Consider the following 20,969-nt stretch of genomic DNA (forward strand, 5'->3'; position numbering starts at 1 on the left):
TTATCCTTGTTTGAAAACATGAAACTTTTAAGAAGCCGTAACCTGATCTGTTCATATATGAAAGTTTCATTCCCAATACTTGTCCTGCTCAGTGCATTGCTGCCCTGCCATGCCCAAAAAACCCACAGCGATAATGGTGACGGAACCTTTACCAATCCTGTAATTGCCTCAGATTTCCCGGATCCGGATGTCATCCGGGTTGGTGAAACCTATTACTTCCTGTCAACTACCATGTTTATTTTCCCGGGTGTAACAATCCTGAAGTCAAAGGATCTGGTAAACTGGGAATATTGCGCAAATGTGGTCCCCCGAATGGATGAAGGTCCGTGCTACAACCTGGACGGCTGCAACAGGTATAGTCACGGTCAGTGGGCCAGCAGCATCAAATATCACCAGAGCAAGTTCTACTTGTTATACAATACACTTGATGAAGGCGGTTTCCTATGCACTGCGGAAAAAGCCGAAGGTCCCTGGACAATTACACATCTTCCCCGGGGATTTCACGATCCGGGATTGTTGTTTGACACGGATGGTAAAATTTACGTAGCACACGGTTATAATAAAATATACATCACAGAACTTGATCTGAATTTTAATGCCATTGGCAAGGATGTCCTCGTGTATACCGGCGATATCCGCCCAGGACTTGAGGGGGCTCACCTGTACAGGATCAATAATTACTATTATTTATACAGCACTTACGGGGGTCTTGACGGATTTCAGGTAGCGCTGCGGTCTGAGAATATTTATGGGCCTTATGAACAGCATATGGTTCTGAATGATACCACCGACGGGCCTAACTATGGAATACACCAGGGTGCGCTTATACATACGAATACAGGCGAGTGGTGGACCGTGTTAATGGTTGACAGTGGTCCTTTTGGCCGGTTCCCTTCCTTACAACCTGTTACATGGGAAAATGACTGGCCGATAGCAGGATCGAATGGAAAGGCGGTTGTTACCCATAAGAAGCCCGGTGTAGGTAAATCATACCCGGTTAAATCTTTACCCACATCCGATGAATTCACTGAAAAGAATTTAGGTATGCAATGGGGATGGAACCATAATCCTGAACCTTCAAAATGGTCATTAACAGAACACCCTGGCTATTTAAGGTTAAAGACCGCTACCATAACGGACAGTTTGCCAAAGGCCAGAAATACGCTCACACAGAGATTCTTCACGTATTATTCTGATTCTCTTCTGACGGTCGGAACTACGAAAATAGACCTTGATCACATGAAGGACGGTGATATTGCGGGTCTTGCGATTTTCCAGGATCCCTATGGATTTATTGGTGTTGAAAAAATTAATGGCGAATATTATGTAATCATGGTGAATAACGGGGCAATCATTGATTCTGTGAAAGTGAATACATCATCCATCTATCTTCGCGCTGATCCCTTTCATGGTTCAGGAGCTGCCATGTATTACGGTGGTGAAACAGTTGACGGTACCGGCACAGTAACATTTTCCTACAGCCTTGATAATAAAACGTTTACAACCCTTGGTGATGTCATGCAAATGCAATTCAAACTGACTGTTTTTACCGGAAACAAGTTTTGTCTATTCAACTACGCTACTGAGGAGTTGGGGGGATATGTTGATGTTGACTGGTTCAGGGTCGAAGCGCGGCCAATAACAACACGGTGATACCTGTTCTTAAACTGATAAAACGCAACTATGCGATCACCTGGTTTCACAAAAAACTGAAATGGCAAATCGCCGTTGGTTTCCTGGTCTGGGCAGCGGGATTGACAAACATAATCCTACATATGAATTAACTTTCGGGTAGAATTGCGATAATTATCCCGTTCCGGTACTAATTGAAAAGGTAGATTGTGAATGATAATTTCACTAGATTGGATTGTACCAAGCAATCTCACCACAATGAATCAGACTAATCCACTGGATGGTAAAACCATCACATACACCTACGATGACCTCGGAACCGTTCGGGTCTCATTCAAAGACGGACTCGTAAGCTTTGAATGGATTGCCGGTCCTTTCGCAGGTATGGGACGGACCGGCATTGATTATAACGCAAAGCTGATCGTACCCGGTATCTGGTTTATTAATTGGTATGAAAAGAACGATGCCTCATTTGTGACCCTTCTGATCAACCTGAATGATCAAAAAGTTCATTCTTCGGGCCTGCTGAATGCTACCAAAGACGATGAAGCGATCCTCTTTCATGAGGCTAAAATTGAAAGCTCCGGCTTCTAATAAAAAACCATTCGTTTTTTGAAAGAGTATATCCTGTAAATTATTTAATGTGGGATTTTACTATCTTGTGACTGACCTAATCAACCACAAGAATGAACCAACGTTACTCCCTGTCACCTCTTAATGTAATTATCCTTTCTTTAATCCTTATCTCTGGCTGTAATTCCACAGAGAAGAAAATTGAATACGCCCCTGCAACCAAGGAGCTCATCTCTCTTGTTGAAAGCAGCCCGGAATTAAAATCAATGCTTATCTCCTCTCTCGAACAGGCACGGAAGATCAACCCAGACCCAAATACAAATCCTGCGCAAAGCCTGGAAGAATACTATTCATTTGTTTCACACTGTGAGACCGCAATGCCCTGGGCGCTTATGGAGAAAGAAGAATATCCCGAGATATTTGATCATATTTTTCAAAGCCTTACCTGCTTTTACTTTCTGATTGATCAGCCGTTGCCGGAACTGGAAGGAAAAGACCTTGTTAACAACTCACTGCAATATGCAGAGCCCTTTGCCTCCTGGCTAATCACATTCAGTAAATCTTGGGGGTCTTATCTTGATACAGAAGATTCCTGGAATGAAGAGTATTACCAGGCCGCTTTGAATGACCCGAATTTCGGACTACAAAATGGCTGGTATGAAGACCCGTCAAATTGGAAGACATTCAACGAATTTTTTGCTCGTTATCTCAAGTCTCCTGAAATGCGGCCCATTGCCTCCCCGGATAATAACTCCGTTGTGGCATCATTCGCGGATTCTGAACCCCAGGGGGTGTGGGCGATAGACAGCAATTCACTGCTCATTGCTGATGATGTTGTTGTAAAATCTGCATCGCTCCGATCAATTTCCAACCTGATTGGCGATGACAGTGAATATAAGGATGCTTTTGCCAATGGAACCTTTACGCATTCTTTCTTAAATGTGAACGATTACCACCGCTATCACTTCCCCATGAGCGGAACTGTGAAGGAAGTAAGAATCATCCAGGGCATAAATCCTACCGGCGGAGAGCTTTGGTGGGATGCGGAAAACGGCCGTTACGCCTTCGACCCTTCGGCCAAGACAGGATGGCAAACTATAGAAACCAGGGGCTGTGTAATTCTGGAAACTGAAGAATACGGATTGGTGGCATTAATGCCAATTGGCATGGTGGCTGTCGGCTCGGTGAATTTTGAAAATAACCTTAAACCCGGGGTTCAGGTAAAGAAAGGCGACATGCTTGGCAACTTCGCGTTTGGCGGATCTGATTTTATCATGATATTCCAGGATGGGGTAAACTTCTCTATTGACAGCCCGAGAAATTCTGATGGCAGTGCTTACGAGCATATTCTGATGGGTGAGCGACTTGGTACCGTGTCATTAAATTGATCCGGGTGACTAAATTCAAATTAACCCTTTTCGCATTCCTTACCTTTCACGCCGGCATTGCCCAAATTATTGACAGTGGGGAGTTCACGATTGGCGAAACACTGCAAATCGTATCCGAGGCATTAGGGGAAAACCGGACTATCAATCTATACCTTCCAGCCAGTTATCATGACGATACTTTGCATACATATCCGGTGATTTATCTGTTGGACGGCTCGAAAGATGAAGACTTCATTCACATTGCCGGACTGGTCCAGTTCTGTTCGTTTTCATGGATCAACATCATTCCCGAATCCATTGTAGTCGGTATCGCAAACACCGACCGAAAACGAGACTTTACGTATCCTAGTATGTCGGAAGATGATAGACAGGAATTTCCAACCTCGGGAGGCTCTCAGAATTTTATAAACTTCCTGGAAAAGGAACTTCAGGAAATTATTGCAAAAAATTATCGGCTAAATGATCAAAAAACACTCATCGGACAGTCACTGGGCGGCTTACTCGCAACGGAGATTCTATTTAAGCACCCCGGAATGTTCGATAATTATATTATCATCAGTCCGAGTTTATGGTGGGATGACGAGCGTCTGCTTTCCCGGAACATAGCTCCGCTTACCTCCCCTGTGAAAGTCTACGTAGGGGTTGGAAAAGAGGGTGAGGTAATGGAACGGGTAGCCGTAGAATTACATGAGAAGCTGCAGCAACACCAAAATCAATTCGATGTGCATTTCAGATACTTCGAAAATCAGAACCATGGTGATGCACTTCACCTTGCCGTGTATGACGCATTTGAAAAGCTTTTTAAGAAAGGATTAGAAGAAGAAAATTAAGAAATGAAGTTCCTTGAATCACCCAAATATCAGTGGATCGGACCTGCATTGGTCCTGATTAGTGGAATAGTCAACCTGATGAATCCGGATTTGGATAAGGAGTTGGTTTATATCTGGTATGTGCTAACCTCATTTGCCGGAATTCTGACCGCAGCAGGATTATACAGGCTTTATAAACCTAGAGAAAAAGAGAAATGATCAGTTTTTTTCGAAAAATCAGACAGAAGCTTCTTGCCCAAAACAGGCTCAGCAAATACCTGCTGTATGCACTTGGTGAAATTCTCCTTGTGGTTATAGGAATATTGATTGCCTTGCAGATCAATACCTGGAACGACGCAAAAAAACAGTCAAGACTGGAACAAGAGTATTATTGCAGGCTTCTTGAGGACGCCTTGCAGGATAAGGAGCAGCTTATTGAATATATTTCTCTTTCAGAGGCCAGAATAATAACCGCAAATGAAGCACTAAGATTACTTCAGAAAGAGACTACCAGAAAAGCGGAGATCGGAATTCAGATCAATCGCTCCATCAGTGCAATATACGTTGATTTCCGGCCAAACAACTCGGCATTTGAAGATCTGAAGTCAGGAGCCAACCTGAATATCATTGGCGACAAAAGTATCATAAAGGCGCTGAATCATTATTTCAACAAGATTGAAAGCTACTTTAGTATTGTACAGGTGAACGGACAAAAGGCGGTTGATCTCTATTATGATCAGAAAAACAATTTCGAGAATGGCTGGCTTGAATCAAATTTAACAACCGACAGATTTTTAGATAATCTGGACAAAGATGTGCTGGAGTCCCTCCCGATTGATAACCAGGGGGCCATATCGGATGAAATAAAAAGAGCACTATACATTGATGCACTGTATTATTTTGCCACCAATACCCGGCAAAAGGAACTATATCATCTTATGAAAAATGAAAATGCCGTACTCATTGAGATTTTAAACACGAAATGCGCTGTAGCCAATGATTAAGTTTTTTAAAAAAATCCGTCTGCGACTACTTTCCCCGGGTCCCGGGGGTTCGCCCAATACTTCTTCCCGGATTACTAAATATCTGCTATATGCCATTGGAGAAATCATTCTTGTGGTTATCGGAATTCTCATTGCAATTCAAATTAATGGCTGGAAGATCGCATCGGATAACAAAAAGCTGGAAAAAGCAACCTTGATCAACCTAAGAAGAGACCTGAACGATGATATCCGGGAATTACAGCGTGTTAGTTCCTTTAAAACAACGCAGAAAGAAACCTGTGACCGGTTGCTTGCCTATATCATCAATCCCGAAATCCCGGTAACAGATGCATCGCAATTCGATAACGATGTAACGCGATTGGTGTATTTCATTTTACCCAGCTTAAATAGTACAGCGTTTGAAACAGCTAAGAACAACGGGCATATCAATTTCATCCGCAATGACAGTTTGGTCGATCTTATTTCAAAATACTATTCCGACATTACCCTAGATCAGCATGTGACAGAGACCAAAAGATTTACCAATAGTTTTTCAGAATCGGTTTTGATGAAAAGGTATAGGATTTTTAACAAAAACACTTACGCCCTGGATGGTCTGGACGGATCCTATTTACTTCCGGGATATGAGAATGATAACAGATTTCAGTTTTCCGCCGAGGCTTTCCGCCGGGATATGGAAGTTGAAAATTATATCAACTCTTTCTCTATCCGGCTAAAAATTGGCATTAATTTTCTTGATAATAAACGTTTGTGGGCAGAGCAATTGATTGAAATCATAAATATGGAAATAGAAAATATTGATCAGAAATAAATAACATGAGCACAGCGAATCAGGAGCAAAATAAACAGAACGCTATCGACTTTTACAGGACAGCATTTGAAGGAGACCCTGAAACGGCCGTCCGCAAGTATGTCGGTATCGAATACATTCAGCATAATCCGGCTGTAGTCGACGGCACTGAAGGATTCATCGATTATTTCAAACGGATGCAACATGAATATCCTGAAAAAACCATTCGGTTTGTACGCTGCATCGCTGAAGGTGACCTGGTCGCCCTTCATACGCACCAGATATGGCCCGGGAATGACGAATATGTCACCATGGATTTCTTCAGATTTGACCATCATGGCAAGATTTGTGAACATTGGGATGCTATCCAGCAGGTACCTAAAGAATCGGCCAATCCCAATACCATGTATTGAAAAACCTGCTCCCACAACAGAGAATTTGATTAGTCGGTCTGATTTTCACTATTTGTGATTCCTATTTAATTAATACTCAAAATAACAACCATGAAAAAGGTACTCAAAGGTTTGAAGTGGACGATACTGTCGTTAATATTCCTTGTGTTCCTTATTTTGGTGCCGCTCGGTTTGAATAAGCTTTACGAAAAAATTCAGGCATCATTTCTTACGGAAAATGAAAAACGACTCGAGGACATCGACCGGCTGGAATATATTTTCAAAAATGAATTCTCGGGATATAATGTACTTCCCGGAAGGCAGTCCTTTGATGAGCAAATAGAGGCTTTGCGGCAAGCAGCAGCAAAGGAACCGCTTCAAAGCCAGGAAGAATTCAACATCGCCGTAATCAAGACCGTTGCCTCTTTCAGAGATCCTCACACGAACATAATGAATAAAACGTCCCTTGTCGGACCGCGATTCCCATTCTCACTAACCTGGTCGGAAGGGAACTTCTATCTGATGGGGGGTCAGGTTGATCCGCGAACATTAGGCGCCAGGGTGGTAAGAATCGGGAACATGGATAGTCAGGAAGTCTTCAAAAAACTGTCATCCTACTGTAATTCACCTAACGAAGCGGGAGCTGCCTATTTCATTGGCAGTATCATTTCTTCGTCCGAAGTCTTGTACCATGAAGGTATAATTCCGGATAAAAATGAGGTTGAACTGGAAATCCTTCAGGACGGCAGACTGTCTACCCTTACCTTTCAACCTTTATCGGAAAATGAAATCGCCGGGCTGACAGACTATGTAAGAATGAATGATAAATGGGATACTGATGAAATCCCTTTGTACCAAAGGAATCCTGAAAAGAACTACTGGTATACGACTATAGAGGATGATAATATTTTCTACCTTCGGTATTCAGCGTGTATCGCCCAGGGTGACATTGAAGCATTCTGGAATGAGGTATTTGAAAAAATACATAATACCAGACCAGAAAAGGTAGTGATCGACGTACGGGGCAATGGTGGTGGTGACACGCAGAATCACAACTCCTTCCTGAACCGGATTGCTGCGGACACACTCATTAATCAATATGGTAAGCTTTATACCCTTATCGACCGGGGTACAGGTTCAGCTGCTGTGAGTTTTGCGAGTGACATGGAGAGAATGACCCACACCATTCTCGTGGGTGAGAAAACGATGGATACGCCGAACACGACATCAGACCCTACATTTTTTACGCTGCCACATGCCAAAATCAAAATGATTGTTCCCAGTTTGTACTCACTTCATTCACATCTGAATGATCACCGGGATGCTGTAATTCCTGATATTCCAATCCCGCAAAATCTTGAAGGTGAGGCCTATTTGCATGATGAGGTCCTGGATTCCATCGGTCACATCCATCTCACTGACAATGCGATTTATGCCAGTCTTCCAGAAAATGCAGGCGGCAATTATATCTTCTCAGAATTAAGAAACCTTACTATCCATCCTCGTGATTCTGTTTGGTATGTAACCATAGATGGCTTAACTGAAGCGCCTCTCTTCCAGAATGATACGGCATACTATACCCTCAGGTATGGCATTAGACTGGAAATGCTGGACAGCCTTGGGAAGGAGCTGATTTTACATTTACATGGTTCATCCCTGAAGCTAACTGGATCTGGCGATGCACTGAGTATCGAAAAGCTCATTTCAGAAGGAAAATATGAGGAGGCAGAAAAAAATATAAGGCAACTGGAGACGGAAGGCCGGCTACCATACTATCTTGAACGCCCCTATTTTCAATCCAGGGTTTATACAACTTATAATCAACAGGGCTTTGATAATGCCTATGCATTGAATCAGCTGGCAAAGTCCTTTTACCCGGATGATCCGGTGGTATACATCGTAGATTTCGAACTATATCAATACGAAGGTCAATCGCTGAAGCAGTTTACTTCCTTTTTCCCAGTAATTGGTAAATTGTTAAAACGATATTATCGTGTCATAACCACCGATAAAGTTATGAATGATGAATACAATGCATTTATCGGCCGGTAGTATATAATTTGCACTGAACAACCCACCTCTATGAAAGCAGCTGTGACAGTAACCCCCGGAAACCCAGAAGTGATCCTTCTGAGGGAAGTAATGAAACCAAAGGTCAAACCGGGTTGGGTGCTGATCAGGGTTAAAGCATTCGGACTAAACAGGTCGGAGCTTTTTACAAGAAGAGGAGATTCACCGGGTGTTGAATTCCCGAGAATTCAGGGTATAGAGTGCGTAGGTTATATTGAAGAAGATCCCTCGAATACTTTTGCTAAAGGGCAAAAGGTGGCCGCTTTAATGGGTGGTATGGGCAGGTTTTATGATGGTGGCTATGCCGAATTTACCCTCGTGCCGCTTGAAATCGTATTGCCTTTTGAAAGCAGGTTACCTTGGCATATCTTGGGAGCTATTCCGGAAATGTTCCAGACAGTATCGGGCTCTCTGAATCAGGCACTGGAAATTTCGGAGGGAGAAACCCTTCTCATTCGGGGAGGAACCTCATCAATCGGAATGCTTGCCTGTCAGCTGGCAAAAACAAAAGGGCTGACCGTCTTATCCACAACGCGTACTGATGAAAAAGTACAAGCACTCAAAGACAATGGCGCAGATCATGTGGTAATTGATGATGGCGAGATTTCCTCAAAAGTAAAAACAATATATCCTGAAGGAGTCAATAAAGTCCTTGAATTAATAGGCACACGCACATTGAAAGACTCGTTAAAGTGCATCAAGACGGGTGGTATGGTATGCATGACCGGGATCCTCGGGAACGAATGGACTATGAAAGAATTCACGCCAATGGGTGATATCCCCTCATTGGGGAAACTTACCGTATACATGGGTGAATCATCCAATCTCCCGAAAGGATTGCTTCAGGAATTCATCGATGAAGTGGAAAAGGGTTCGGTAAAATTAAATATTGACAAGGTATTCACACTCGAACAGGTTCCTGAGGCCCACAGGTATATGGAGGAAAATAAGGCGAAAGGTAAGATTGTGGTTGAGTTGAAATAACTCCTTTCACCCTCCTTTTACAGCCGGAATTATCCATTAATTCATGTATATTATCGGAAATTTTGTGCCGACCCACCCTGTGAAATATGATATATCAATTCAAAAGCCTTTTCATCAGAATCATATTTTTAAGCAGTCAGATGCTGATCTCTTCATGTGCTTCGGATAAACCTTCGGAAAACTCATTATCGGTAGGTGCAGCCTTTGGAATTATAAACCCCGCACCAGGCGATTTCATCGCAGGTGATAGAAATAACCGTAAATTTTCAGGTGTTCATGACCCGCTTTTTGTAAAGGCCGTCGTTGTTTCTGATTCTCAACACACCGTGGCCATAATAACGGTCGATTGCATTGGGTTGCTTTACCCAACACTTCTTGAAATCCGTGAAGCCGTAGCCCGGCAGATCTCCCCTGAATTGTTGGATCCGTCACATATTGTATCTTCATCTACCCACACCCATAGCGGTCCGGATGTGGTCGGTCTGTGGGGGCAAAATCAGCAGAGTTCTGGTGTGAATACGGAATATATGCAAAGACTTGTACAGATAGCCGCAGCCAAAATTATCGAAGCATTTGAACAGAAGCAGCCTGCTGAGTTGCACTATGCAGAAACTACCTACGGAGAAGATTGGGTCTATAATATATCGAAACCGGAAGAACTTGACCGATCACTTGGCGTGTTGCAATTCACCGATTTAAACGGCAACTCGATCGCCACACTCACAAATTTTGCTTGTCATCCAACCTTTATGGACGGAACCAATGATGAGGTATCATCCGACTTTATTGGAGGTTTTTATGAGGCGATGGACCAGGAATTAGGCGGAACAAACCAGTATTTGCAAGGTTCCATCGGAGGATGGGTTCAACCCGAGTATGAAGAAAAAAGCTTTCCGAATGCATTTAAAAGAGGTCGCGAACTGGCCGATGCGGTACTCTCCTCCCTCAAAAATTCAAAAGCAACGGTATCAACCGATATTCAATTCAATCGAAGTGTGTTTTCATTGCCGGTTTCGAATGAAGGATTCAGGCAACTCGCATCAATGGGAGTTATTGATCGTGCTATCACCGATAGTGTTGAAACCGAAATTGCCTGGTTCAGGGTCGGGGATGCTGAGTTTATTACCCACCCGGGTGAAACATCCCCGGTTTATTCACTGGAATCAAAAAAATTGATGAATACCACCGGGCCAAAATTCGTCCTGGGATTGGGTATGGATGGTTTGGGATACATTGTAACACCTGATTTCTTCGACGCGGAAAATGAAATCCCCCATTCAGAATACCTGACCGGAATGTCGGTCGACAAAAATGCCGGCGAAATCATTTTGCAGGTAATCGAATCATTGACAAACCCGGAATGATTATCCCAACCACTGCTAACTATTTATTGAATAACAAAATGACTGAATATTTAATCCTCCTGAAGAATTCCAATCATCATATATTCTTTTCACTATTAGTTGTCCTGGCTATTTCGGCTTTGGGCACATCTGTCGTTAATGCTCAATCTGAAATCCAATATGACATAGTCCTTAAAGGCGGCCGTGTGATTGATCCTGAAACCAAAATGGACGACATCCGGAATGTGGGAATCAGTGATGGCAGAATCATGGAAATTTCATCCGGAAGTTTGTCAGGCAAACAAACAATTGATGTTTCCGGATTGGTGGTTTCTCCCGGTTTTATCGACCTGCATGTACATGGCGTTACCAATGTGGAACAGGAATATCAGGTAAGAGACGGGGTAACTTCAGCGCTGGAGCTGGAATGGGGTGTACCGATGCTCAGGGCTTGGTATGAATCAAGGGCTTCAAATGCGCTGATCAACTACGGAGCAAGTGTCAACTGGGCTTTTTGCCGAAGTCTGGACAATCCCGAAATGAAATCAGGCGTTGAAGAAATTGAAAAACGGATATCAGGTGGCCAATATAAGGGCGTGGATATTATCCTCGACGAGGTAAAGCCGGCATTATATACAGAACTATCAGCCGATCAACTTCCGGGTATGCTCGAACATGTGAAGGAGTCCCTTCGGGAAGGCGGTGTTGGCATTGGATTGGTACCTGCATATGTAACCGGGTCCAGTCGGGAAGAGATCTACCGAATATATCAGCTCGCGGGAGAAATGCAGGTGCCGATTTTCACCCATGTACGGGAAGGCGGAACGATGGCCATACAACAATCCATTTCAGATGCGGTCATAACCGGTGCTCCTCTGCATATCGTTCATGTGAATAGCATGGCCCGCAGTGAAATTGGCCTGGCACTGGAAATGTTACAAGCAGCACAGCAGCGGGGCTTTGATATCACTACGGAATTATATCCCTACACCGCTGCATCAACGGGGATTGAAACCGCACTGTTTGACGACGGATGGCAGGAGCGGCTCGGTATTTCCTACAACGATCTACAATGGGTTGCAACAGGTGAACGATTAACGGAGAAGACTTTTATCGAGAAGCGAAAAGAGGGTGGTATAGTGATAGTTCATATGATGAAGCCGGATTGGATTCGCACAGGTATTGCCGCAGATAAGGTGATTATATCTTCCGATGGTATGTTTTACGCAAAACTTGCCCATCCGCGTACTGCAGGTACGTTTTCCAGGGTCCTGGGTAAATATGTTAGGGAAGAGAAAGTAATCAGCCTGCCCACGGCTATAGAAAAAATGACACTCTTACCCGCCAGAAGACTCGAAACGATATCTCCCATGATGCGGTTCAAAGGAAGAATCCAGGTAGGAGCCGATGCCGATATCACTGTTTTTGATCCGGATAAAGTGATCGATCGCGCAACCTTTGATGAAGGTTTAAAGTTTTCGGAGGGAATTCACTACGTGCTGGTGAACGGGGTTCTTGTGGTGAATGAAGGGAAAACCGTTAAAAATGTTTACCCGGGTCAGCCTATTTATGGTAAATTCAAAAAACAATAAATAGCTGACCGTGTGATATGATCAAATTCTTCAGAACAATAAGACTTAAACTGATTAACCGTAACAGCCCTTCCAGCGCTTCGGGAAGATTCAGCAGGTATTTGATTTATGCCATCGGGGAAATCATTTTGGTCGTGATAGGCATATTAATTGCCCTGCAGATCAACACCTGGAACGAACAAAAGAAACAACGGGCAGAAGAGATTTCTACGCTGCGTAATATACGGACGGATTTCATCAACGCGATCATTGAATTTGAGGAGAATAATGCCTTCAGGGAGGAGATTATTTCAAAAACATCTTCACTGTATACACTAATCCGGGACGAACAAATCAACTATACAAAACAGCGCATAGACAGCCTGATCGCCGGACTTCTGATAAACCCCACATACAATGGACAGTCGGAAACACTGAATATTCTATTCAATTCAGGTAAAATAAATATTATAAGCAACGATTCAATTAAGAATGCGCTGGTCCTCTGGCCTCAACAGGTCGCAGACATTACCGAAGATGAAGTATATTCGAGTAACGCCCTATATAACATGGTACTTCCCGTGGTCCGGCAATATGTTGCGTTGTACGATGTATACCGGAGCATTGATTACAGGGGATATGCTTTGTTCCAAAGCCAGTCACCAAGTCCGTTTGAAAGCGATTACGCTGGTTTATTAAAAGACCCCGACTTTGAAAGTTCTCTTACTACCAGGGAGCTCACGATATCCGTTTCATTGCTACAATCCAGGGAACTCATTGAAACAGCACAGGAAATTATCAATATGATCGATGCCGAAATAAATAAATCCGAATGATTAATTTCTTCCGAAAAATCAGGCTAAAAATGCTGAGTGAAAGTAAAACTGTCAGCTATTTCAAATATGCCATTGGGGAAATTATCCTGGTAGTAATCGGCATACTCATTGCACTTCAAATCAACACCTTGAATGAACAGAGAAAAACGAGATCGGAAACTCAGAGCCTCCTGGTTGCCTTGAAAGGCGATCTGATCCAGGATACTTTGCTGATCACCGATCGCTTGCCCTTTATAACCCAACAATATGAATTCAATGAAACGCTGAGGTCACGGGTCGCCCAGCCGGCTGCCACAGTAGATACTTTAATCCGGATCATGCGCTTTGAATTCAACCCTAACTGGAGCGCCCAAATTATTTACAACACAAATTCCTTCAACAGCCTTAATCAGACCAGTTTGATCGAAGAGTTGCCGGATTCGCTCAAATCGAAGATCAAGACATTTTACAACCGTAAATTTTCCCTGAAAGACCGGGTCGAAAAAACTACCCGTGACTATCAGGAAAAGATCACCTCCTACGTAAATACATATACCTTTGGGTCCACACCTATTCACGACCAGGGGCCTCTGATCGATTCCCTCGTTTGGTCGGAAATCGATTACAGTCACCTCGCAGCCACTTTCCAGGGCATCAGCAATTTCAAACGCATCCTGTTCACAGAAACCAAAGAGGAGCTCGAATATTCCTTATCCAATTCACGTGAAATAATTCATGATGTTGATTTATATTTAAGTCAGGTAAAGTAAACAACCCAAACAATTTGAATTCTGTCGCTAACAAGTAGCCTGTATGCCAAAATGTGCTTTTCTCTCGATCGCGAATACTGAAGGTTGGTTTATCGATGACGATCTTGTTCATGAGCCCTTGACAAAATTGGGATGGGAAGTCGATAATATCCCCTGGAACCAGCCCACCGATTGGAATGCCTATCATGTGGTTGTGATTCGCAGTCCTTGGGATTACCAGGATCACCTGGAACAATTCCTGGATGTACTCGAACAAATCGAGAAATCTTCTGCTTTATTGCTCAATGATATAAGTATTGTCCGCTGGAACATCAATAAGAACTATCTCTTTGAGCTGGAACAAAAAGGCATACAGCTTGTCCCGTCCATTCGAAAAACAGGGCCGAATCATTCAGACATTGAAAAGGCTTATAAAACCTTCAAAACCAGTGAGTTGATCATCAAGCCCATCATTGGCGCCAATGCAGATGACACCTTCCGGATCCCAAAGCAGAATACTGAAGTTTCTCACAAGGTCATTCAACTGTTCCAGGACAGGGAATGCATTCTTCAACCGTTCATGAAGTATATTGTGGAAGAGGGCGAGTTTTCACTGATGTATTTCAATGGTGAACTGAGCCACGTAATCCTGAAGACGGTTGGTAATGGAGATTTTCGCGTCCAGGAAGAGCACGGCGGAGACGTGATTCCCATCATACACCCGGAACCGAGGCTTCTTGAGGCAGCCGGGAAAGCTATGAAGGCGCTTCCGGCTGTACCCATGTACGCCCGTGTCGACCTCGTTCGCACAGCCCGGAATGATTTTGCATTGATGGAACTGGAATTGATCGAACCATGCCTCTATTTCAGGTTTGATCCAAAATCGGCCACACGTTTCGCCGCCTGCATCGATGACCAATTGAAAAGGGTTCAGGCATGACATTTTCCCGATGAAATTTCACCTTGTGAAGGAGATGGTTAATAACGGAACCGCCTGTGAGTAAACCCAATACAGACATCTATGATCCGGAGTTTGTGAGCGGAATGTTCGACAGAATGTCCAAGACCTATGGCCTGGCAAACCTCATTACCTCGTTTGGGTTCACAGCGATCTGGAGAAAACAATGCCTGAATCAACTTGCATTAACGAAAAGTACCCCAACCGGATATGATCTCATGTCTGGAATGGGAGAAGCCTGGGGGGATATTCAGGAACGGCTGGGTGATGGTTGCAGGATTATTGCAGTAGATATTTCAGACGAGATGAATCGGAAAGCGGCGAATCATCTCAACAGGCTAAAGTCAAAAAATATTGAAATCAGGAATGCTAATGTGCTGAAAAATAATATACCTGATCAATCAGCAGATTTTATCGTTTCCACATTCGGACTGAAAACATTTAAGAAGGAACAGCAACAAATTTTAGCTGCGGAAGTTCATCGTATTTTAAAACCCGGCGGAACCTTTTCGTTTATTGAAATCTCAAAGCCCAAACCTTTGGTGCTGAAATGGCTCTATATGTTCTACCTGAAAATAATCATTCCATTAATCGGAAAGATCTTCCTCGGAAATACTGACGACTATAGAATGCTGGGCCGGTATTGCGCCGATTTCGGGACATGTGAATATTTCCATTCATGTTTGGTCGAAGCCGGACTTAAGTCAAATGTGAAGAACTTCTTCTTCGGCTGCGCGACAGGTGTTTACGGAGCAAAATAAGTATTACCCCTGGATCTGATTTCAGATTAATTGGAAATAAATGACTAATTTATCTGTCGTTCCGGATGGGCATCATAATTTATTCTTCAATTCAATGATCAAATTCTTTCGTGACTAAACGAAGTGGACAATTAGATATTTATTCATTTAAACCATACCATTAGTGAGTACAATTAAAGATAAAGTAGCCCTGATCACGGGGGCCAGCAGCGGGATCGGAAGATCAACCGCCGAAGCTTTTGCCGCAAAGGGAGCAAAAGTTGTCGTTGCCGCCCGCCGAAAAGATGAACTTGATAGCCTGGTGGAATCAATTGAAAATATGGGGGGACAGGCATCTGCCATTAAAACAGATGTGTCCAATGCAAAGAGTGTTGAACAAATGGTGGAACATACGATGGATGTGTTTGGCCGTCTCGACTATGCGGTTAATAATGCCGGGATTGAAGGTAATTTCGGTGCCATCACCGACCTGTCTGAAGAGGACTGGGACAACGTCATGAATATAAACCTGAAAGGAATATTTCTTAGCATGAAATACGAAGCCAGGGCGATGATAAAACTTGGAAATGGCGGTTCCATTGTGAATATCGGCTCGGTGAATTCATTTCTGGGCTTTCCAACAGGATCTGCCTATGTAACCTCTAAGCACGGGTTGATCGGGTTGACGTCCAGCGTTTCCGCAGAACTTGCGCCACAGGGAATTCGGGTGAACCTTCTTTGTCCGGGTGTTACCGATACTCCCATGCACCGCCGACTTCGGGGCATTGTCGGTGATGAACTTTATGATCAGGGATTACTCCCTACGGTACACCTGAGACGTGCAGGTCTTCCCGAAGAGATGGCGAAATCGATATTATTCCTTTGTTCGGATGAATCCAGCTATATCACCGGTTCAACACTTACCGTTGATGGCGGACTTACCCTGACTATGTAGTGCTGACCTCAAAAAAATTAGTATTATTCCAGACAGGGCTTCTGCTCAATAATCCATGATCAAACTATTCAGTCAAATCAGGAAACAATTAGTTTCCCAAAACAGTATCAGGAAGTACCTTCTCTATGCCCTTGGCGAAATTTTTCTGGTCATGATTGGAATACTCATGGCCTTACAGGTAAATACATGGAATGACGAACGAAAATCAAGAAAAACTGAAATCAATATTTACGAGGAAATACAGGATGATCTGAGTGCCTCTTTGCGAGATTTGATGTCTGGTCTGGCAACACACAATGAGCGACTTGACATGACAACAAAACTCAGGGATCATCTCATCAAAAAAAATCCATTAACAGATTCACTCGTGGATTATCTAAGAAATACCAATAACGACGATCAGTTTTTCCCAAAAACATCCGGTTTTGAGGCGTTGAAATCCGTCGGACTAAGAACGCTTCGAAATGATACGTTACGGGAAAATATTACAAATTTATACCAGCTGGGATTCGAAAGGGTTGTGGGCCTTGGAAGAGATAAAGCGCCCATCCGGAATTTTGAATTTATGACACCTTTTGCCGATAAATATTCACAAGTAACCGACGGCAGCGGTTATTATTTACCCAACTTCCAGAACGACAGCATTTTTATCTATCCGACGATGATCCACAACTATGAGGAGATGCTAAAGGATGACCTCCTGATATTAAAATTACAAGAGGCTATCTGGTTACGAATATTCAAAATCAGAAACTATACCAGGATTATCCGATGGACAAATGGGCTCAACAGTCAAATCGAACAGGAACTCGACCGGCTGCGGAATGCAGATTAAATGCATAGTCCGGAATGATCACCAACGGGGCATTTCCTACAGTAAATTACAATTCTATCTCATTTTCCACCCTTATGTCCCTGGAAGACGCGCCAGCCTGTACTTTATAACTCCCATTTTCCAGTACCCAGCCCCCCTGATCTTCGTTCCAGTAACGTAATTCAGCCACCGGTATTTTTATGGAAATTTCAATGGAATCCCCTGGATTAAGTTCCGGTGTTTTACTGAAGGATTTTAATTCCCGGGGGGCCCGATCAATCGAAGAATTGGATTTGGAAACATAAAACTGTACCACTTCCTTACCCGCCAGGTTACCAGTGTTGATAATGGTCAATTTAACATCGACGGTGTCATTCACGACTTCGGTTACCATAGCGGAATATTCAAACGTTGTGTATGAAAGGCCAAAACCAAAGGGATAGGAAACATCAAGACCGGCTTTATCAAAATGACGGTAACCCACATAAATACCCTCTTCATACAGGGTATAATCTTTATTCCTGATCTTTTCATCCTCAGCTCTTTCACCACTGGAAAACATCATCGTCTTCCAGTCAAAAGGCTCGCCGTCCAGCGGGAAGTTAGCATTTGAAGCGTGATCATTAAGATGTACTGGAAACGTCATGGGTAACTTACCGCTTGGGTTCACATTTCCAACCAATATGTCTGCAACGGAGTTTCCTCCCTCCTGTCCGCCCTGCCAGGCCAGCAGAATGGCATCCGGCTGATCTTTCCATGAGGCTGTTTCGATCACTCCCCCAATATTCAGTACGACGAGAAGCTTCTTGTTCACTGCATGAAATGCCTTACTCGCACGCTCAATCATATCCTTTTCCACCTGGGTTAATAAAAAGTCATCTGTTTCAACCCTGTCATAACCCTCGCCGCTGTTCCTGCCAATAGTAACAACTCCGATATCCGCCGTTTGGGCAAATTCCCCGAACATGGCATCTGTATAGCTGATTTGTGGTGGATTATACGGTTCCAGCATGGCATTAATGCCTTCAGGCTTAAAAAATGCATCAGTATTGGCTGCTTTGTGCTGATTATAGATTTCGACAGCTGCAGCATTGATCTCGAAGCCGGCATTTTCAAGTCCTTCCCGGAGAGAAACCGTATAGGCCTCATTCACGTCACCGGATCCTGTACCACCGGCTATAAAATCGTAGGATGTAACACCCATCAAGGCAATATTCCTGGGCTGCCTCAGTGGCAGCAACTGATCATTCTTAAGAAGCACAATGCCTTCGGCAGCAGATTGCCGGGTGATCTTTGAATGTGCTTCCAGATCAGGGTTATTCCCGTTAACATAGGATTGCATCTTTCGCGACTCAATGACCAGGGTTAGAATTCGTTTTACGGCTGTATCGATATCGGCTTCCGACAGTTCCCCTGATGCAGCCGCTTCCCGAAGCGCATCCCACTGACGCCTGGTGCCGGGTTCGAGGAGATCATTTCCTGCTGCTATTTGCGCAGGTGCATTCTGTCCGCCAAACCAGTCGGACATCACGATCCCTCTGAATCCCCATTCATCCCGCAAAATATCTGTAAGCAATTCCCTGCTTTCCGAAGCATAGGTCCCGTTAACTCTGTTGTAGGACGACATGATCGTCCATGGCTGGGATTCTTTAACGATGATCTCGAAACCTTTCAGGTAAATTTCACGCAGTGCGCGTTCAGAAACGATGGCATCATTTTGAAGTCTGCGCGTCTCTTGATTATTGGCAACGAAATGTTTGACCGATGCCCCTACTCCATTGGATTCAATACCATTCACCATAGCGGCTCCGATATAGCCGGTAAGGATCGGGTCTTCTGAATAATATTCGAAATTCCGCCCGCATAAGGGATGGCGATGAATATTCGCTCCCGGGCCAAGAATTACATCAATACCGTACTCGACGGCCTCATTCCCCATGGCAGTACCTACTTTCTCAACCAGACTTGTGTTCCAGGTTGAAGCCAGCAGGGTTCCAATGGGAAAAGCCGTGCAGTAATAGGTGGCATCATCATTTTCACGGATCGGTACAATACGCAGACCGGCGGGTCCGTCTGACAGGTATACCGTGGGAATGCCCAATCGCGGTGTCGCCACAATCGTACCGGCAGCACCCGGAATTCCTTCTGTCGCATCTGTATTTCCTAAGGCCGATGCCAATCCCGATCCCTTTAGCAAGTGAATCTTTTCTTCAAGGGTCATCTGTGAAAGCAGATCATTGACACGCTCGGATGTTGAACGCCTTGAGTCCTCGTAAATATCAAGCATACCATTTCCATTTCGGTCAGGAAACGTGTAGCCATCTATTGTAACCTCCTGAATATCTTTGTTTTCAGTGTATTCGTTTTCAAAATTCAGGAATGTAGAACGTACGTAAATCCAACCTACAGTAGCCGCGATAAGCAGGAGTCCAAGTAAGGAACCAAGGACAATCAAAGAAACTTTCAAACCCTTTTTCATTATTTCTGATTATATTTGTGTCACAACGCCACAAATATACATATTTTTTGTGGCATAATGTCACAAACATTGTTGTTTTCGTAAATGGATTTAAAAGAATTTCTGGAAAAGGGACAGGATCATTTCCTGCCAAACCTTTCGATTGATCTGGTGATCATTGGCCAGGAAGACAGTGTTCTGAAATGCCTTTTGCTGCAGATTGGTGACAAGTGGATCCTTCCCGGCGGGTTTATACAGCTTGATGAATCTGTTCAGCAAGCAGTGGAACGTAATCTGAGAGAACGAACCGGTCTGGAAAATCCCCATTTCAAATTCCTGTCGGTATTCGGAGATTCACAGCGCAAATTCAGTCATGAAATAAAAGAATTTCTCATTCATACCGGTCAGCCATGGAACGATGACTTCTGGCTGAACACCCGATTTGTCACTCTGGCATACTACTCGCTGGTAAATATCGGGGAAACCCACCCTACTGTCTCCAATTTCGATAAATCGTTTGCCTGGTTCAGTCTGGATGAGTTGCCGGATATGTGGATGGATCATGCCTCCATTGTTCAGGAAGCCAGAAAACGTCTCAAGGAGGATATTATCAGTGAGCATATTTCCTACAACCTGCTGCCTGAGCAATTTACCATGCCTGAATTGCACCAGCTTCATGAATCCATCCTGGAAGAGAAACTCGACCGCAGCCGGTTCCAAAAGAAAATGCTGGCCTCCGGAAGATTCAAGCGGCTGCCGAAGTTAAAAAAAGAAACACCGGGAAGGAATCCGTACCAATATTCCATTCGAAAATAGCCTCGTGCTGAACCTGAACCCTTCAAAATCACCTATTTAAAATAATATTTAATCATTATCTTGTTCAGAAAGTGAATTGAGACTGCAAGCACTTACTTAAATATTAAT

20 protein-coding genes are annotated in these 20,969 nt (G+C 43.7%); 19 read left to right on the forward strand and 1 reads right to left on the reverse strand.

Going from position 1 to position 20,969, the window contains the following annotated elements; translation table 11 throughout:
* The first annotated feature begins 18 nt into the window (after positions 1 to 18).
* The 18 genes from LDX50_RS09220 (at position 19) to LDX50_RS09305 (ending at position 17,608) form a co-directional block, all read left to right on the forward strand.
* Positions 19 to 1,653: a glycoside hydrolase family 43 protein gene (locus LDX50_RS09220; protein WP_225698153.1), complete on the forward strand. Its 1,635-nt coding sequence runs from the start codon at positions 19 to 21 to the stop codon at positions 1,651 to 1,653.
* Positions 1,654 to 1,890: 237 nt separating this feature from the next.
* Complete coding sequence (locus LDX50_RS09225; RefSeq protein WP_225698154.1) at positions 1,891 to 2,226, forward strand: MoaF-related domain-containing protein; 336 nt, start codon at positions 1,891 to 1,893, stop codon at positions 2,224 to 2,226.
* 92 nt (positions 2,227 to 2,318) lie between these two features.
* Positions 2,319 to 3,593 (forward strand): phosphatidylserine decarboxylase, encoded by a 1,275-nt coding sequence (locus LDX50_RS09230; RefSeq protein ID WP_225698155.1) that lies wholly within the window; start codon positions 2,319 to 2,321, stop codon positions 3,591 to 3,593.
* 5 nt (positions 3,594 to 3,598) lie between these two features.
* Positions 3,599 to 4,423 (forward strand): alpha/beta hydrolase, encoded by an 825-nt coding sequence (locus tag LDX50_RS09235; RefSeq protein WP_225698156.1) that lies wholly within the window; start codon positions 3,599 to 3,601, stop codon positions 4,421 to 4,423.
* Between the two features lie 3 nt (positions 4,424 to 4,426).
* The gene (locus LDX50_RS09240; RefSeq protein WP_225698157.1) at positions 4,427 to 4,621 is read left to right on the forward strand and encodes a hypothetical protein; all 195 of its coding nucleotides are present in this window, start codon (positions 4,427 to 4,429) and stop codon (positions 4,619 to 4,621) included.
* Entirely contained in the window at positions 4,618 to 5,406 is a 789-nt protein-coding gene (locus LDX50_RS09245) for a DUF6090 family protein (protein WP_225698158.1), read from the forward strand. Before LDX50_RS09240 ends, LDX50_RS09245 begins: the two co-directional genes overlap by 4 nt.
* The gene (locus LDX50_RS09250; protein ID WP_225698159.1) at positions 5,399 to 6,217 is read left to right on the forward strand and encodes a DUF6090 family protein; all 819 of its coding nucleotides are present in this window, start codon (positions 5,399 to 5,401) and stop codon (positions 6,215 to 6,217) included. Before LDX50_RS09245 ends, LDX50_RS09250 begins: the two co-directional genes overlap by 8 nt.
* Before the next feature lie 5 nt (positions 6,218 to 6,222).
* On the forward strand, positions 6,223 to 6,609 hold the full coding sequence (locus LDX50_RS09255; protein WP_225698160.1) for a nuclear transport factor 2 family protein: 387 nt from the start codon (positions 6,223 to 6,225) through the stop codon (positions 6,607 to 6,609).
* Between the two features lie 90 nt (positions 6,610 to 6,699).
* On the forward strand, positions 6,700 to 8,640 hold the full coding sequence (locus LDX50_RS09260; protein ID WP_225698161.1) for a S41 family peptidase: 1,941 nt from the start codon (positions 6,700 to 6,702) through the stop codon (positions 8,638 to 8,640).
* Positions 8,641 to 8,670: 30 nt separating this feature from the next.
* Positions 8,671 to 9,642, forward strand: coding sequence for a zinc-binding alcohol dehydrogenase family protein (locus LDX50_RS09265; protein ID WP_225698162.1), 972 nt, complete (start codon positions 8,671 to 8,673; stop codon positions 9,640 to 9,642).
* A gap of 86 nt (positions 9,643 to 9,728) precedes the next feature.
* A complete protein-coding gene (locus tag LDX50_RS09270; protein ID WP_225698163.1) occupies positions 9,729 to 11,006 on the forward strand; it encodes a neutral/alkaline non-lysosomal ceramidase N-terminal domain-containing protein in 1,278 nt (425 codons plus the stop codon).
* Between the two features lie 38 nt (positions 11,007 to 11,044).
* On the forward strand, positions 11,045 to 12,577 hold the full coding sequence (locus tag LDX50_RS09275; RefSeq protein ID WP_225698164.1) for an amidohydrolase family protein: 1,533 nt from the start codon (positions 11,045 to 11,047) through the stop codon (positions 12,575 to 12,577).
* Positions 12,578 to 12,594: 17 nt separating this feature from the next.
* Positions 12,595 to 13,392 (forward strand): DUF6090 family protein, encoded by a 798-nt coding sequence (locus LDX50_RS09280; protein WP_225698165.1) that lies wholly within the window; start codon positions 12,595 to 12,597, stop codon positions 13,390 to 13,392.
* A complete protein-coding gene (locus tag LDX50_RS09285; protein ID WP_225698166.1) occupies positions 13,389 to 14,141 on the forward strand; it encodes a DUF6090 family protein in 753 nt (250 codons plus the stop codon). The genes LDX50_RS09280 and LDX50_RS09285 overlap by 4 nt, the downstream gene beginning before the upstream one ends.
* A 43-nt stretch (positions 14,142 to 14,184) precedes the next feature.
* On the forward strand, positions 14,185 to 15,060 hold the full coding sequence (locus tag LDX50_RS09290; protein WP_225698167.1) for an ATP-grasp domain-containing protein: 876 nt from the start codon (positions 14,185 to 14,187) through the stop codon (positions 15,058 to 15,060).
* 56 nt (positions 15,061 to 15,116) lie between these two features.
* Complete coding sequence (locus tag LDX50_RS09295) at positions 15,117 to 15,839, forward strand: class I SAM-dependent methyltransferase (protein ID WP_225698168.1); 723 nt, start codon at positions 15,117 to 15,119, stop codon at positions 15,837 to 15,839.
* 163 nt (positions 15,840 to 16,002) lie between these two features.
* Complete coding sequence (locus LDX50_RS09300; RefSeq protein WP_225698169.1) at positions 16,003 to 16,773, forward strand: SDR family NAD(P)-dependent oxidoreductase; 771 nt, start codon at positions 16,003 to 16,005, stop codon at positions 16,771 to 16,773.
* A 55-nt stretch (positions 16,774 to 16,828) separates the two neighbouring features.
* Entirely contained in the window at positions 16,829 to 17,608 is a 780-nt protein-coding gene (locus LDX50_RS09305; protein ID WP_225698170.1) for a DUF6090 family protein, read from the forward strand.
* Positions 17,609 to 17,654: 46 nt separating this feature from the next.
* Here LDX50_RS09305 and LDX50_RS09310 read toward each other — a convergent pair whose 3' ends face one another.
* A complete protein-coding gene (locus tag LDX50_RS09310; RefSeq protein ID WP_225698171.1) occupies positions 17,655 to 20,066 on the reverse strand; it encodes a glycoside hydrolase family 3 C-terminal domain-containing protein in 2,412 nt (803 codons plus the stop codon).
* Positions 20,067 to 20,150: 84 nt separating this feature from the next.
* Here LDX50_RS09310 and LDX50_RS09315 point away from each other — a divergent pair, with 84 nt between their 5' ends.
* Positions 20,151 to 20,861 carry an NUDIX hydrolase gene (locus tag LDX50_RS09315; RefSeq protein ID WP_225698172.1) on the forward strand — a complete coding sequence of 237 codons (711 nt, stop codon included), beginning with the start codon at positions 20,151 to 20,153 and terminating at the stop codon, positions 20,859 to 20,861.
* The last annotated feature ends 108 nt before the right edge of the window (positions 20,862 to 20,969 follow it).

Source organism: Fulvivirga sedimenti (assembly GCF_020328055.1).